At 29.0% G+C, this 16,523-nt stretch carries 13 protein-coding genes; 5 read left to right on the top strand and 8 right to left on the bottom strand.

Annotation, left to right across the window (positions count from 1 at the left end; genetic code table 11):
- Positions 1 to 53 precede the first annotated feature (53 nt).
- From HMPREF2782_RS00340 to purH, 4 genes are all read right to left on the bottom strand, one after another.
- Positions 54 to 446: an ATP cone domain-containing protein gene (locus tag HMPREF2782_RS00340; protein ID WP_070639956.1), complete on the bottom strand. Its 393-nt coding sequence runs from the start codon at positions 444 to 446 to the stop codon at positions 54 to 56.
- Positions 447 to 533: 87 nt separating this feature from the next.
- Positions 534 to 1,985: an IMP dehydrogenase gene (guaB, locus tag HMPREF2782_RS00335; protein WP_070639953.1), complete on the bottom strand. Its 1,452-nt coding sequence runs from the start codon at positions 1,983 to 1,985 to the stop codon at positions 534 to 536.
- Positions 1,986 to 1,993: 8 nt separating this feature from the next.
- A complete protein-coding gene (locus tag HMPREF2782_RS00330; protein ID WP_070639950.1) occupies positions 1,994 to 5,662 on the bottom strand; it encodes a phosphoribosylformylglycinamidine synthase in 3,669 nt (1,222 codons plus the stop codon).
- 9 nt (positions 5,663 to 5,671) lie between these two features.
- Positions 5,672 to 7,177 (bottom strand): bifunctional phosphoribosylaminoimidazolecarboxamide formyltransferase/IMP cyclohydrolase, encoded by a 1,506-nt coding sequence (purH, locus tag HMPREF2782_RS00325; protein ID WP_070639946.1) that lies wholly within the window; start codon positions 7,175 to 7,177, stop codon positions 5,672 to 5,674.
- A gap of 562 nt (positions 7,178 to 7,739) precedes the next feature.
- Here purH and HMPREF2782_RS00320 point away from each other — a divergent pair.
- The 5 genes from HMPREF2782_RS00320 to HMPREF2782_RS00300 all read left to right on the top strand — a co-directional run bounded on the left by HMPREF2782_RS00320 (position 7,740) and on the right by HMPREF2782_RS00300 (position 11,254).
- Positions 7,740 to 8,138: a helix-turn-helix domain-containing protein gene (locus tag HMPREF2782_RS00320; RefSeq protein ID WP_070639944.1), complete on the top strand. Its 399-nt coding sequence runs from the start codon at positions 7,740 to 7,742 to the stop codon at positions 8,136 to 8,138.
- A 7-nt stretch (positions 8,139 to 8,145) separates the two neighbouring features.
- Entirely contained in the window at positions 8,146 to 8,697 is a 552-nt protein-coding gene (locus HMPREF2782_RS00315) for an ImmA/IrrE family metallo-endopeptidase (protein WP_004838177.1), read from the top strand.
- Complete coding sequence (locus HMPREF2782_RS00310; protein WP_070639941.1) at positions 8,684 to 9,247, top strand: tRNA 5-(aminomethyl)-2-thiouridylate-methyltransferase MnmM; 564 nt, start codon at positions 8,684 to 8,686, stop codon at positions 9,245 to 9,247. Before HMPREF2782_RS00315 ends, HMPREF2782_RS00310 begins: the two co-directional genes overlap by 14 nt.
- Positions 9,248 to 9,292: 45 nt before the next feature.
- The gene (locus tag HMPREF2782_RS00305; RefSeq protein WP_070639939.1) at positions 9,293 to 10,618 is read left to right on the top strand and encodes a S41 family peptidase; all 1,326 of its coding nucleotides are present in this window, start codon (positions 9,293 to 9,295) and stop codon (positions 10,616 to 10,618) included.
- A 78-nt stretch (positions 10,619 to 10,696) separates the two neighbouring features.
- Positions 10,697 to 11,254: a manganese efflux pump MntP gene (locus HMPREF2782_RS00300; RefSeq protein WP_070639936.1), complete on the top strand. Its 558-nt coding sequence runs from the start codon at positions 10,697 to 10,699 to the stop codon at positions 11,252 to 11,254.
- Between the two features lie 298 nt (positions 11,255 to 11,552).
- Here HMPREF2782_RS00300 and HMPREF2782_RS00295 read toward each other — a convergent pair whose 3' ends face one another.
- The 4 genes from HMPREF2782_RS00295 to mprF all read right to left on the bottom strand — a co-directional run bounded on the left by HMPREF2782_RS00295 (position 11,553) and on the right by mprF (position 16,366).
- Positions 11,553 to 12,089 carry a phosphoribosyltransferase family protein gene (locus HMPREF2782_RS00295; RefSeq protein ID WP_004838171.1) on the bottom strand — a complete coding sequence of 179 codons (537 nt, stop codon included), beginning with the start codon at positions 12,087 to 12,089 and terminating at the stop codon, positions 11,553 to 11,555.
- 8 nt (positions 12,090 to 12,097) lie between these two features.
- On the bottom strand, positions 12,098 to 13,159 hold the full coding sequence (locus HMPREF2782_RS00290; protein ID WP_070639933.1) for a guanine permease: 1,062 nt from the start codon (positions 13,157 to 13,159) through the stop codon (positions 12,098 to 12,100).
- 91 nt (positions 13,160 to 13,250) lie between these two features.
- Positions 13,251 to 13,769: a peptidylprolyl isomerase gene (locus tag HMPREF2782_RS00285; RefSeq protein ID WP_070639930.1), complete on the bottom strand. Its 519-nt coding sequence runs from the start codon at positions 13,767 to 13,769 to the stop codon at positions 13,251 to 13,253.
- Positions 13,770 to 13,861: 92 nt separating this feature from the next.
- Positions 13,862 to 16,366: a bifunctional lysylphosphatidylglycerol flippase/synthetase MprF gene (gene mprF, locus HMPREF2782_RS00280; protein WP_070639926.1), complete on the bottom strand. Its 2,505-nt coding sequence runs from the start codon at positions 16,364 to 16,366 to the stop codon at positions 13,862 to 13,864.
- Between the last annotated feature and the right edge of the window lie 157 nt (positions 16,367 to 16,523).

Raw genomic sequence — 16,523 nt, 5'->3', positions numbered from 1 at the left:
TGCATTTTTCATCTACTTTGTCTACAGTCTGAAATGAGCCTTAACGGCTCATTTTATTTGCTTTTAATATATGATTTGTAGTTTTCTAATACTTTTTTGTAGCCATCTTCATATAAAATATTTTCTACATATTCTTTTATTCTTGCTGTAGGAATAATTCTCTTGTGGTTTTTTTCTACCATTTTCATTAAATCATTTTTTAAAATTGATATATCTGATGTATTAAGGTCAATATTTCCATCTCTTGCTGCATTTTTTATTGACCTTAATATCTTTTCAATATCAAATAATTCAATTTTTCCATTTCTTTTTTTAACATATAATTTGTTGTCCAAAAAATTTTCAATTACTTCAATCTTCGCTTTATCCAATTCATCTGCAATTTCTTCTATTGATAAATTTTTTCCTTGATAATAATCAATAATTATTTTTGTAAGATCTAACATATATCCCCCTAATTTTTTTCTTTTTATATTCTTACCCTAATTTTTTAGAAAATAAAAGATTGGACAAAATCCAATCTTTTTTATTCATTATTTTTTTGTATAGTTTGGTGATTCTCTTGTTATTTGAATATCGTGTGGGTGGTTTTCTACAAGGGTTGCTGGGGATATTTTTACAAATTTTGATTTTTCTTCTAATTCTTTTAAATTTCCTGCACCAACGTAGCCCATTCCTGAGCGAAGTCCTCCAAGAAGTTGATAAATTACATCTCCAACATATCCTTTTAAAGCAACTCTCCCCTCTACTCCTTCTGGTACAAATTTTTTGGTATCATTTTGGAAATATCTATCGCTTGATCCTGATTTCATAGCAGAAAGTGAACCCATTCCCCTGTATTCTTTGTATTGTTTTCCTTCAAAGACAATTGTTTCTCCTGGTGATTCTTCTGTTCCTGCAAATAATGATCCTGCCATTATTACACTTGCTCCACATGCTAAAGCCTTTGTGATATCTCCAGAATATTTTATACCACCATCAGCTATAATTGGAATTTGTGAATCTTTTGCAGCCTTTACACAATCAATTATTGCAGAAATTTGTGGAACTCCAACTCCTGTTACAACTCTTGTTGTACAAATTGATCCAGGGCCTATTCCTACTTTTACAGCATCAACTCCTGCTTTTATCAAATCTTTTGTAGCCTCTCCTGTTGCAACATTTCCTGCTATTAATTGAAGATTAGGATATTTTTCTTTGATTTTTTTAATTGCAGTAATTACTCCTTTTGAATGGCCATGAGCTGTATCGACTGTTACAACGTCAACTTTTGCACGAACCAAAGCGTCAATCCTATCCATCATATCGCGAGTAATTCCTACTGCAGCTCCTACCAATAATCTGTCATGCTCATCTCTTGCAGAATCTGGATATTGTCTTGATTTTTCTATATCTTTTATTGTAATTAATCCTTTTAATTTAAAATCATCATCAACTATTGGAAGCTTTTCAACTTTTCCTGATTCCATTTTTTTAACAGCTTCTTCCATAGAAATTCCAACTTGACCAACGATAAGACCATCTTTTGTCATGATGTCATCAATTTTTACATTTTCGTCATTTTGAAATCTCACATCTCTGTTTGTCAAAATTCCCTTTAAAGTCATATTATCATCAACTATTGGAACGCCGCTTATTTTATAATTTGCCATAATTTCCAAAGCTTCTTTTAAAATATTTTCAGGTTTTAAATAAAATGGATCAGTTATTACGCCGTGTTCACTTCTTTTTACCCTATCAACTTCTTTGGCTTGGTCTTCTATTGACATATTTTTGTGGATTATTCCAATTCCACCTTGCCTTGCCATGGCAATTGCCATTTTTGATTCTGTTACAGTATCCATTGATGCTGACATCAAAGGAATATTTAATTTAATTTTTTTTGTAAGATTTGTTTGTAATGAAACTTCATTTGGTAAAACTTCTGATGGTCCTGGAACCAAAAGTAGGTCATCAAATGTTAATCCTTCTCCTATTATTTGCATAAAGCCTCCTATTTTTTAAAATAATTTATTGCATTTTCAAATATTTTTTGCTCTTTTTTATCGTAAATATTTTTATATAAATCTGAATCTAATCTTTCAACATGGCCCATTCTTCCCAAGATTTTTCCGTCTTTGGATAAAATTCCTTCAATATTATAATCAGAGCCGTTTGGATTTATTTCATATACAGAAAAAATTTGACCGTTTTCTAATAAATCTTTGTATTTTTCTTCATTTACAATAAATCTTCCCTCGCCGTGAGAAATTGGAATTTTGTAAGTTACATCCAAATCAAGACCTTTTGTCCATGGACTTTGATTATTTAAAACTTTTGTATCAACAATTGTTGAAATGTGTCTATCATTTGTGTTGTAAGTTAATGATGGGTCATCTTCTTCGATTTCTTTGATTTTTCCATAAGGAAGAAGTCCAGTTTTAATCAAAGTTTGGAAACCATTACAAATTCCAATTATTAAGCCATCATTTTCATCAAGCATATATTCAATGGCATCTTTTATTTTTTTATTTCTTATAATATTTGCCAAAAATTTACCAGAACCATCTGGCTCATCTGCCATAGAAAATCCTCCAGGAATGGCAAAAATTTGTGAATTTCTAATTGATTTAGAAAGATTTTCAATAGACTCTTCTATAGCTTTCTTATCTAAGTTTCTAAATAAATTTATCTCAACTTCTGCCCCATATTTTTCAAAGACTTTTTTTGTATCCCATTCGCAATTTGTTCCTGTTACGGCAAGAATTGAAACTTTGACCTTATCAACTGGTTTTTTTGATTTTAAAGAAACTTTCATCTCTTTTTGCTTAATTTCTTCATAAGGAATTTCTTCTTTTGGAGCAAAAATTTGATCTAGTTCATGCAAATAAGATTTTTTTAATTTTTCACTATCTAATTTTTCTCCATTTACAATTAAATCATCAGAAAATTCTCCAATTTTTTCAACAAAGTCTAAATCTTCTACATATTCAACCACAAAAGATCCAAACATTGGATTGTATAAATTATCAAAATCTAGAGTGAAATTAGAATTTCCCAAAGTTTGTTCGTAAATATTTGCTAAAATTCCCTTGTTATCAAGGGCAATAGTAGAAATAATTTTTCCATCTCTCATAGCACCAATTAATTTTTCCAATAAATTTTTGTAATAATCAAGGTCAAGAGTCATATCGGAATTATATTTTGCCCCAACAAGACCAATTTTTCCTTTTCCTTTTAAATCGTTTGATTTTATATTTTCAATATCTTCAGTTGTTGTTGCAAAAGAAATTAAAGTTGGTGGAACATTCAAATCTTCAAAACTTCCACTCATTGAATCTTTTCCACCAATTGGAGGCATTTTGAAAAAGTTTGTTACTTCAAAGGCTCCCAAAAGTGATTTCAATGGCTTAGACCAAGATTTTTCATTGTCCATTTTTTCATAAAATTCTTGGAAGGATAATCTTATTTTTTCCAAATCACTTCCAACAGAAACAAGTTTTGCAATTGATTCTATTACTGCGTAATATCCTCCCAAATATTGGCTTTTTTCTGACAAATATGGATCAAATCCGTAGGACATTATTGAAGCAGTTTTAGAAACTCCTTCATTTACAGGAATTTTTGCAACCATGGCTTGAGATGGATTTACTTGCTTTTTTCCTCCAAGTGGTTGAAGGACTGTATTTTGTCCAATAGTTGAATCGAAAATTTCTATTAGATTTCTTTGGCTAATTACATTTAAGTCTTTTATTTTTTCGTAAAAATATTTTGGATTAGAAGATTTTTCTTTCAAATATTTTGGAACTTCTTCACTTACAAAATTAACTTTCGCCTTTCTGTTAGCTCCATTTGTATTTATAAAATCATAGGAAATATCTGCAATTTTTTTATCTTCATAGAACATTCTCATCCTATTTGTGTCAGTAACTATCCCAACTAGGGCTGTTTCTACATTTTCTTCCCTACAATATTTTTCAAATTCTTCCCTATCATCTTTATCAATTAAAACTGCCATTCTTTCTTGGGATTCTGAAATTGCAATTTCTGATGGTTTTAGTCCTTCATATTTTAATTTAACTTTGGAAAGGTCTATATCAATTCCATCATAAAGTTCTCCAATTGCTACTGAAACTCCACCTGCCCCAAAGTCGTTACATTTTTTTATAAGTTTTGAAACTTCGCTTCTTCTAAATAATCTTTGAAGTTTTCTTTCTTCTGGGGCGTTTCCTTTTTGAACTTGAGCAGATTCTGTAATTATTGAAGTTAATTTGTGAGATTTTGATGAACCTGTTGCTCCACCAATTCCATCTCTTCCAGTTCTTCCTCCAATTAATAAAACTATATCATCTTTTTTTGGTGTAAGTCTTTTTACATTTTCTTTTGGAGCCGCAGCTATAACTGCCCCACATTCCATTCTTTTTGCCTTGTAGCCTTCATGGAAAATTTCTTTTACAAATCCTGTGGCAAGACCAATTTGGTTTCCGTAGGATGAATATCCCTTGGCAGCAAGTTTTGAAATTTTTCTTTGGGCAAGTTTTCCTTCCATAGTCTTATCAACATCTTCCAAAATATTTCCAGCTCCAGTAATTCTCATTGCTTGGTAGACATAGCTTCTTCCTGAAAGTGGATCTCTAATTGCTCCACCAAGACAAGTTGACGCCCCACCAAAAGGCTCGATTTCTGTAGGATGGTTGTGGGTTTCGTTTTTAAACATCAAAAGATAATCTTCAAGATTTTCCTTGCCATCTTTTTCTACCCTAACTTTTACATAAACAGAGCAGGCATTTATTTCACTTGAAACTTCCAAATCATCAAAGTCATTTTTACTTCTCATATATTTTGAAAGAATTGTACCAAAACTCATAAGATTTATTGGCTTTTTGATTTCAAGCTCATCTCTCATTTTCAAATATTTTTCGAAAGAATTTTTAATAGCCTCATCAAGAATAGTTTTTGCCTTTATATCGATATCAAGGCTGGTGTTAAAAGTTGTGTGCCTACAATGATCTGACCAATAAGTATCAAGAATTTTTATTTCAGTTTCGTTTGAATCCCTATTTTCTTTTTTAAAATAATCCCTAACCATTTTCAAATCATTTTCGTCCATAGCAAGGTCGTGGGCTTTTAAAAATTTAGAAATTTCCTTATCAGAATAATTTATAAATCCATCATAGATTTCATTTTCAAGATTTTTTTCCCTTGTTGTATCCAAACTTTCTGGCATTTCTTTCAAATCAATCTTGTGACTATCAACTGGATTTACTAGATAATTTTCAATTTTTTTAAGGTCATTTTCATTTAATTTTGAAAATTCATAGACAGTTGCAGTTTTACAATCTGTTTTTTCATCCAAAATTAAATCTAGGGTATCAAGAACTCCCTTTCTTCTTTGGTCAAATTGGCCTGGAAGATATTCAACTGCAAGAAAAGATTCAAAAGAATCCTCAAGTTTTTTTGCCTCATCTTTTGCATAGACATAGTCAAGATTTCTTTCGGATAAGACATTATTAATTGCCTTATCCAAATTTTCATCGCTTATTTCAAGGTCGTATCTGTTGTAAATATTTAATTTTTCCAATTTTATTTTTAAAAGATTTTCAATTTCTTTTTTTACTTCCTTGGACTTGTAATCGAACCTATCTTTTTTTCTTACATAAATTCTCTTAACTGACTTTTTCATATCATATCCTTAATGTCTGAAGTGTCTGTTGTTGGTAAATACCATGGACATTTTGTATTGGTTACATTTTTCAATTGAATCCTTATCTCTAATTGATCCACCTGGTTGGATTATTGATTTTACTCCGATTTTGTGGGCAAATTCTACGCAATCATCAAATGGGAAAAAGGCATCTGATGACATAATTGAATCGGTAAAGTCAACATCTGGGTGGTTATTTTTGATTGATTCTAGAGCCCAAATTCTTGAAGTTTGTCCACAACCAACTCCCAAAGTTTTTCCATCTTTAACAATTACAATGGCATTTGATTTTGTATATTTTACAACTTTCATTGCAAATTTTAAGTCGTCAATATCTTTTTTTTCTGGTTTAACTTCAGTTACAACTTCAAAATCATCTTCTTTTGAATCTGTATCTTGAACTAAAACTTTTCCTTCCAAATATTTTACATCTTCTTCAATCATATCTTTTGATAAATCTACTTTTATTAGACGAACATTTTTCTTTTTAGATAAAATTTCCAAAGCCTCTTTTGTAAAGTCATTTGCTGCAATAATTTCTAGGAAAATTTCACTCATCATACTTGCAGTTTTTTCATCAACTATTCCATTTAGGGCAACAATTCCACCAAAAATTGATAAGGAATCAGCTTCGTAAGCTTTTTTGTAAGCATCAAAGGCATTTTCTCCAATAGCAGCTCCACAAGGAGATTGATGTTTTAAAGCTACGCAAGAATTTTCTCCAAGTTCTTTTGCAAGTTCTAAAGCAATATTTAAATCATTATAATTATTAAAGCTCATTGCCTTGCCGTGTAAAATTTCTATATCTTTTAAAAGTCCCTTTGCATAAGTATCTTCATAAAGACTTGCTTTTTGGCTTGGATTTTCTCCATATCTTAAATCCTCAATTTTTCTAAGACCATAAGTTTTATATTCACTTTCTTTTTTGGTTAAATCTTTGAAAAATCTAGAAATTACACTATCATAATAAGCTGTAAGAGAATAAGCCTTCATAGCCAAATATCTTCTATATTCTAAATCAACTTGATTATTTTTTAATTTTTCCAAAAATTCATCATAATCACTTGGGTCAGTCAAAACTATGCAGTCCTTGTGATTTTTGGCAGCAGATCTAATCAAAGTTGGTCCGCCTATGTCAATATTTTCAATAATATTGTCAATATCATTACTCTTTAAGGACTCTTCAAACTTATACAAATTTACAACAACTATATCAATGTCTTTGATATTATTTTCTTCCACAGTTTTTTTGTGATTTTCGTTATCTCTTTTGTAAAGAATTCCACCATGAACATAAGGAGATAAAGTTTTTACCCTACCGTCCAAAATTTCTGGAAAATTTGTTATCTCTTCAATTTCTTTTACATCTACTCCGCTTTCTTTAATTTTTTTATATGTACCGCCAGTAGATACAATTTCCACACCTAATTCACTCAATCCTCTAGCAAGTTTTTCTACATCCTTTTTTTCAGTAACAGATATTAAAGCTCTCATTAATCCCTCCCATAAGCTTTTAGTCTAAATTTAAAGACAAGAAAAGGGAAGCTAACAAAATTAGCTTCCCTGATAAAACATTACTCCATTCATAGACAAATTTGGGCATAGAAATTCACAGAAAGATCTTAGCCTTTCAATTTTTTTCATAGATAAAATCATAATTGTAAATTTTTCAATTTTAAAAATAAAATCCATGATAAATACCCCCAAATGAATGTAAAATAATCATACCACAATATTTTTAAAAATTAAAGATATATTTTTATTTTTTTTAAGAAAATTAATAATTTTTTGCAAATAAAGAATATGAATTTAATTCCTTATTTAATTTTTCATTAAAAATTTTTTCCATCTCTATTTAGAATTTTTTTATTAATTATATCCCATAAATTTTTAATCATAAAAAATTTTTTAAAGACTTTATTAAAATTGTTTAGATTAATTTCTAGTTTTTCCCTCCTTGAACTTAAATGACTGATATTGTATAATCATGTCATTAAATGACTTAATTAAATTTAAGTATGCTTAAATTTTTGAGCATCTATTAAAAGGAGAAATTATGAGTTTTGAATCTAAGTTAAGAAAGCTTCGTGAAAATAAAAATTTAACTCAAGAAGAGCTTGCAAAGCTTGTTGGGGTTTCTTTAAAAACTATTTCAAGATATGAAATGGGAGAATCTAAACCGAGATATAGAAAAATTTATGACAAGCTTGCAGAGGTTTTGGACACTAGCCACGATTATCTTGTAACTGACGAGGAGAATTTTATTCTTGATGCTAGGGAAAAATATGGCTACAAGGGAGCAAGAGATGCAAAGGAAATGGTTGATGGGGTAATTGGTCTTATGGCTGGCGGAGAAATAAATGAGGAAGATAAAAAAGCAATCCTTGATTCTATCCAAGAGGCCTACTATATTGCAAAAAATAAAAATAAAAAATATAATCCTCACAAGGATTAGGTGAAATATGTCTTTTTTATACGATGAAATTTTTGATGATGTAAAAAAATTAATTAAAAAATATGACAGCAGAAATCCAAAAGAAATTTTAATTCAAAGGGGCGTAAATATAATTGCTTTTAAGGAAAATACAAAACTTTTGGGTATGTATAAAATTATCAAAAGAAATTCTTTTGTTTTTTACAATCCCTTTGTTGACAAAAGAATTCAAAATATGGTTTTTGCTCATGAATTGGGCCATGACCTTTATCACAAAGATATGGCAAAAAATGAAAATCTGATTGAGTATGAACTTTTTGATATAAATAGTGAAATGGAATTGTGTGCAAATATTTTTGCAGCTCATCTTCTTTTGGACGAAAAAGAACTGATAAATGATGTAAAAGCAGGCTACACTTACAACCAACTAGCCTCTATGTATAATGTGAATGTAAATCTTATGATTTTTAAATTAAATGAGATGCATAGGATGGGCATGAATATAAAAAAAGAAGAAGCTGATCCTAATTTTTTTAAGGATATTGACGGCAAGGATATAAGAAATCATGATATATACTGATGAAATTATAAATAATCCGGTAAAACTTTCCCATTATTTGATAGAAAATAGGGTGGAAAATAATATAAGAGCTTGCGATATGACAGCAGGAAATGGTAATGATTCAAAATTCATTTTGGATAAGAAAAATCCCAAAATTTTGTATGCTTTTGATATACAAAAACTTTCAAAAGAAAGATGTGAAAAACTTATAGGTCAAAAGGATAATTTTAAATTTATCCTTGATGATCACAAAAATATTGAAAAATATATAGAAGAAAAAATCGACCTTTTTATTTATAATTTGGGATTTTTGCCAAAAGGAGATAAGTCAATTACAACAAATTATAAGTCTGTGATAGAATCTCTAAAATCTTGTTTAAATTTATTAAATGAAAATGGGCTTATTCTTATAACTTTTTATCCAGGTCATGATGAAGGCAAAAATGAGGAAAAATATGTGGGAGAATTTTTAAAAAATCTAGATCAAAAAACATTTCAAGTCATAAAATATAATTTTTATAATCAAATAAACAATCCTCCCTTCCTTATTTCCATAAGAAAAGTGTGAAAGAAATTTTTATTTGTTATAATTAATTAGGAAAGGATAAATTAGATGAAAAAAAGAAGACTTTTTCCCTTTGCTATAATTTCACTCTTACTTATTTTGGCTTTTTTGAATTTTACAAGTCCAAAAAATGCCGAAAAAATAAATCTTCCAAGCTTGGAAGAAAAAAAGATGAGAGATTTGACAAAGGATAAATACATAGAAGATTTTGAATTTGCCTACAATATTTTAGAAACTTATTATCCTTATTTTGACATAAATAAGAAAATTAATAATATTGACTGGTTAGGAAAAAAAGAAACCTTCAAAAAATATATAGAAAATTCCAAAAATGATGTGGACTTTGGCTTGAGAATGAATAAAATTTTGTATGAGCTAAATAACGACCACACCCAAATAATTGACCAAAATCAGGCAGTTGAAATGTATATAACCTACTACAAAATGCCAGAAAATGATTGGCGTCATTATATAAGCCATGTTTATGAAAAGGAAAATGTAAGAAGAAGGTACAATTTAGATAATAAAAAAATAAATGATTATTTGAAATACAACCAATATGAAACAAAAGCTAAAATAAATAAAAATAATAATATTTTAGGAAAGGCAGAAGAAAATTCAAACGAAATTCGTACAGACAATATTGAAGCTAAAGATATAAATGATAAGATAGGATATTTAAAAATTAATTCAATGGTAAATTATGATTATTCAAATTATGACCAAAAAAAATTGAAAGCCTATCTAAAAAAAGTAAAAAACAAAAAAGCTCTAGTTATTGATATAAGAGGAAATACTGGTGGCGATTCTAGATATTGGCAAGATTTTCTTCTTCCACAAATTATAGATAAGCCATATTCTACAAGTTATTATTCTTTTATCAAAAAAGGAGATTTAAATAAGAAAGTAATAAGCCAAGAAAAATACAAAGAAGGCGTAAGCGAATTTTTAAATGCAAGTAATTTTTCAAATGATACAAAACAGATACTTTCAAAATTTGATTATTACACGAATTATCCTGCAAAAATAAGCCCAAGCGAAGATTCCATAAAATTTAAAGGACATATCTATCTTCTTATAGATTCGTCAGTATTTTCATCAGCGGAAATGCTAGCATCTTTTTGTAAAGAAACAAAACTTGCAACAATTGTAGGAAGCCAAAGCAAGGGAGATGGAATTGGAACTGACCCCTTGCAAATTGATTTGCCAAATTCTGGATATGTATTGAGATTTTCAAAAGAAATCGGAGTGACTGAATCAGGATATATAAACGAAATAGAAAAAACAAATCCTGACATAAATATAGATTCAAATAGATTTGATGAAATAAAAGACCAACCAATAATACAAAAAATTATAGAAATAGAAGGCTAAGGCCTTCTATTTGCTTATATAAAAATATCAAGTATAGTTTCTTCGTTGATAATTTTTTTCCGAAAAAAAGGAGTAGTAATGAGTCTTATTTCAATTTTAATTTTAGCTATCGGACTTAGTATGGACGCTTTTGCAGCAAGCATTTGCCAAAGTCTTCAAATAAAAGAAAATAACATAAAAAATACCCTAAGTATCGGTCTTTGTTTTGGAATTTTCCAAGCACTTATGCCAATAATTGGTTATTTTCTAGCATCAAGTTTTGCAAATTCAATCAAAGCAATTGACCATTGGGTTGCCTTTATTTTATTATTTATAATTGGCTTTCAAATGATAAGAGAATCAAAAGATGCAAGTTGCGAAATAAGCCACGGCTTAAGTTTTAAATCTTTATTTTCACTTGGAATCGCAACAAGCATCGATGCAATGGCAGTTGGAGTTTCATTTGCATTTTTAAATGTAAATATATTTTCTTCAAGCACAATAATAGGAATCACAACCTTTATTCTCTCATCAATAGCCTTTAAAATAGGAAATAAATTGGGCATGAAAAGCAAACAAATTTCAGAGCTTATTGGTGGAGTAATTTTGATTTTATTAGGAACAAAAATTCTAATTGAGCACTTATTTTTACAATAAGTGCTTTTTATTTGCAATTAAAAAAACTTCCAATTTCTGGAAGTTTTAGACTGTTGATAAAGTATACAAATCCTCATGCTAAGAATATCATACGGAAAAAATTGATTTGATTTCAAATTTAAAAATTCGTCAAAAATCGCATTGTTTGAGCGTTAGCGAGTTTGCGATTTTAGAATTTTGAAATTTAGAAATCAACAATTTTTGGAGTCAGATATTCGTGCTTGAGGGTTTGTCTACGATCTGAAAGTTCCAATTTCTGGAAGTTTAATTTATCGAAGTTTTTCCTCTTATTTCTATATTAAATTTCAAAAATTGGAAGTTTTTCTAAAAATATTATATCATCCCTATTAGCTGCATCTCCTTCTGCAAGAATCGCAAGTTTTTGAACAACCTCTCCTCCTGCTTTTTTCACAAGATTTTCTAAAGCTTTTATAGATTCTCCTGTTGAAATTACATCATCAACTAGGGCTACTTTCTTTCCTTTTATTTTTTCTACATCTTTAAAATCCAAAAATAATTTTTGGGTATTTTTTGTTGTAATTGAATTTACTTCTACACTTACAGGATTTTCCATGTAGGATTTTTGTGATTTTCTTGCAACTACAAATGATTTCTCTCCAATATTTCTTGCAATTTCATGTGCAAGGGCTATGCCTTTTGCCTCTGCTGTAAGAATTATATCGCAATCAATTTTTTTACTTAATTCATATCCTGCTTTTGTTGCAAGCTCTGTATCTCCCAATAAAACAAATGATGCAATTTTTAAATTATCTGATATTTGTATTATTGGCAAATTTCTTTCGACTCCACACACATTTAATTTATAATAATCCATAAAATCTCCTATAAAATTATAAATTTAAGAATTACTCCTGCTACAAGTCCCATAAAAGGATCGCTTGCTGCAGTTGTTGCCATAGCTATACCTGCAACTAATATTGTATCGCCTCCTGCTGCAAAAGCAAGATTTGCATTTGTTGGAACAGTTACAAGAGCACCAAGTACAAATAAAAATCCGTGGATTGATTCTCCTGGAACATATTTCCCAAGTTTTGGCAAAAATCCCATAAACATTATTACCCCAAGAATTGCCATCATCAAAATTCCAGAATTAATTGGATTATCGCTTGCCCCTGTTGCAGAAATTATAGCCTCAACTGGTGCTCCCCCAAAAAGTGAAGAAACAGAATCAGCAAGACCTGAATAAATTGTCAAATGGTCAATATTTGCAGTTAAATTTCCATCTCCAAGAGATGCTGTAATATTTCCAAAGGCAATATTTGCACCAATTGTAAGGCAAGCAAGAGATAAAGAACCTCTGATAACTTTTTTATTTAAAATAGGTTTTTTAATAGAAAGTTTTCTTTCTTCTTTTTTAATCTCTTTTCCTATTTCCATTTTCATAATATTTGCATAAATTGAAGAAATAACAACAGAAATTATAATAGTGTAAACAAGATTTCTTCCAGAAACAAAATATGTTATAAGGGCTGAAATTATAGAAATTAAACTTACCATTTTTGTTTCAAGTTTTAGTCCATCAATTGCAATTTTTGCAAGAATCAATCCAACTCCTGCCATCATTCCATTTAATACATAAACTCCAGCCAAATCAACAATAAAATTTAAGCTACCAGTAATTCCAAGTATGGACATAATAATTCCTGCCCAAAATACAACCGACAATCTTTCCCTAATATTATCGCCATAAGATCCTGCAAGGGCAATTGTTTCAGCTTGCATAGAAATTGGAATTGGAGATTGCAAAAGCATACAAGCAACTACTCCCACAGCAAAACCAAGCGAAGTTGGAAATGCAGAAAAACCTACCGAAAGTGCCAAAAGTGCTTGGGGAATTCCATTAATTACAACACCCAAGGCTGCCATAATGTCATTAAAAGTCATAAGACCTCCTAAAAATTTATTTTAAAAATCCGAATAAAATTATACCATATTTATAAAATAAAAAAAAGGCAGAAATTAATCTGCCTTAAATTTACATTTTTTCAACTTCAGGATAATCAATTCCCTTTGTATCAACTGTAACTTTTTTAATTTTTATATCTTCAACAGGTCTGTCATTATAATCTGTTTTTACATTTGCGATTTTGTCAATTTCATCCATACCCTCAATAATTTTTCCAAATCCTGCATAATCTCCGTCAAGATGTGGACTTTTTTTGTGCATTATAAAAAATTGGCTTCCTGCAGAATCTGGCATAAATGATCTTGCCATTGATAAAACTCCTTTATCATGGAGCAGATTATTTTCAAAACCATTTGAATAAAATTCTCCTTTTATAGCATATCCTGGGCCACCCATTCCACTGCCTTGAGGATCTCCTCCTTGGATCATAAAATCTTTTATAACTCTATGAAAGATCAAGCCATCATAAAAATTATTTTTTATTAATGAAATAAAATTATTTACAGTATTTGGAGCAATTTCTGGATATAATTCAGCTTTAAAGATTGCACCATTTTCCATTTCAAATGTAACTATTGGATTTTCCATTTATTTCTCCTTTAAAATTATTTTTATTAGAATTTAATTTTCTGTATAAATTCATAATTTATTATACTATTGTCCTTGATTTTGCCACAAAATTATTTCGCCTTTTTATTTATAGCATAAAATAAGGTCATTGCAGAAAAAATCAAAGATGAACCTCTAGAGTAGGAAAGATATTTTTCTTCCCAAAAACTTGCATACTTATCCTTATAAGCCTTGAGCCCTTCAAAGGAATAAAAATGATCTCCCAATTTAAAAATCGTATATACAATTCTTTCTTGCAAAAACGAATGTCTCATAACTCCTACATTTGAAAGTGGAGCCATGCCAAGGTCAAAATATTTTATATCATTTTCTTTCAAATACGTGAAAATATTTATAAACAAATAATCCATCAAGCCATCAACATTTTCTTCATAACGCATAAGGTCAACTGTTGCCCAATTTTCTACATAAATTGGCGATAAATTTGCAAAAGCAATTATTTTTTGATTAGGATTTTTTATTACAGCAATATCTCCGTTATTCAAATAATCTTTGTCAAAAAATCCCAAAGAAAATCCCTTTTCTTTACCTTCTCCAAGCCAAGAATTAGAAATTTCTTGAAGTCTTTTTATAGTTTTTCCATCAAAAGGTCCTTGTAATATTTCAAAACTATATCCATCTCTATCAAGTTTATTTATAGTTTTTCTTAGATTTTTCTTTTTCTTGCCATCAAGATTAAATTGTTCAAGGTTTACATTTGCACTTTCCCCAAATTTCATAAAATTAAAACCATATTCATGAACTTTCATTGTTATATCTTTATTTATTTCATAAAAAACAATGTTATAACCCAAATCATCAGCTTCATAAATAAATTTTTCCAAAAGCTCATCAAAATATTTTTCATTTCCAATAGGATCCCCCATTACAATTACCTTATCTCCCACTGTCCTAATTTGAAGACAAGCCAAATCACATTCATCATTTTTTAACCAATAAAGATCCTTATCATCCAAAAAAGAAAGAAAGGCTTCTTTGGAACCACCCTGATTTTTTAGCAAATTTAAATACCTATCATAATCAAATTTTTCCCCAACTTTTAACCTAGCCCCTTGCAAATTCCTAATCAAAAGATAAACGAGAAAATAAATTATTGATATAGTAGCAATTATTGAAATAAAATTATACTCAAAAGGAATCAGAATAAAATCATTAGCCTCACTAATATTCACATCAATGATAGAGCCACGTTTCAAAATTTTCCCTACATAAACTATGAGCATAAAATTTGTCAAAAGTAAATCAATAAACCTATCTTCGATAGCATAAATAAATTGTTTGGTATAAAGTTCATCTTTTGTAATAAGATTAATTACAAACATTATAAAAATATAAATAAGAGTAGATAAACTATAACCAGTTATATAAGTATAGCAAAATACAAGAATTAACATTACGGTGTTTAAAAGAAAAGATTTTTTCTGTTTTGAAATATAAGCTCTTGCCATAACTATAAATATAAATCCAAAAAGAAGAGATGGAAACTGATAAATAGCTGATGCTCTTATAGGATTTAATTTTGTAAGAAGACCTCCACCATAAGCCTTATCTGGCAAAGTTGCAGCCAAAATCATAAAAAGTCCAAAAATATACAATAAAAAAGTATTCAAAACCAAAAGAATATTTTTGAAAAGTCTTTTTATAAAAGCAGATTCCTTAAATTGAAAAGCAATTGTAAAATTTTTAGTAAAAAATACAAAAGCAAGGCAAAATGGAACAATATAGTAAAACATTCTATAAAGAAGAATCCAAGCAAGTGCCAATTCTTGATTTATACCCTGACTTTTTAAAGCAAATAAAATTATAAGGTCAAAAGAACCAATAGCTCCAGGAATCATAGAAATATATCCTACAATATTTGCAGCAACAACCAAAGTTGATAAACTAAGCAAATCAAATTTAATCCCCATTAAATACCCAATAACCACAAAGGCACTCATAACTCCAAACCATTCAGCAATTGAGATTAAAAATAATTTTATTTGATTTTTTCTAGAAAATTTAATCTTTCCAAAAAAAGACAAAGCCAATACAAAAGGAATATACAAACTTGCACCAACAAGCAAAAGCATATAACTTTGTAAATTTGGATTTGAGCGAAATATTAAAGAAATTAAGGAAATAATAGAAAAAAATGACAAGCCACATGGCAAAAAAACCAAAAGTTGTAAGATTTTTTTCACAAGCTTTGTAGCTTCATGACCTTTTCCATAAAAAGCTGTCCTCAATCCAATAGAAATAAATCCACCAAGTCCCAAAAGATCATTGAAATTATTAATGCAAAATCCAGTTTCTCCTATGTATTTTTTATCATAATTATTTCCAAGCTCTTCATTCAAAATAAAATCATACAAACTTGCTGGAATATTAGCAAAAATTCCATAAATTCCCATAAAAAGCAATGTAATAACCGATAAGTTAGAAAAAATAAATTTTACATCATCAACATTTATTTCTTTGGATATTTTTCTAAATTCAACAATTACAAGAATTAATACAGATATAAAAAATATTTTCTTAAATATTTCCTTAAAATTACTAAATTTTTCTTTCATTTAATTTCCTCATAAAATTTCAATAATAATCTTTAAAAAAAGACGGGGACTTCCCCGTCTTTCAAGTAATCTATTTTATTTCGAAATTTTAGCTAAATTAAGCTATAACTTTAGAAACAACTCCAGATGCAACTGTTCTTCCACCTTCTCTTACTGC

Origin of the sequence: Anaerococcus sp. HMSC068A02 (assembly GCF_001811125.1) — a bacterium.
GTDB classification, from domain to species: domain Bacteria; phylum Bacillota; class Clostridia; order Tissierellales; family Peptoniphilaceae; genus Anaerococcus; species Anaerococcus vaginalis_C.
The sequence above is the reverse complement of the archived record's forward strand: the minus strand, read 5'-3'. Positions and strand labels throughout refer to the sequence as shown.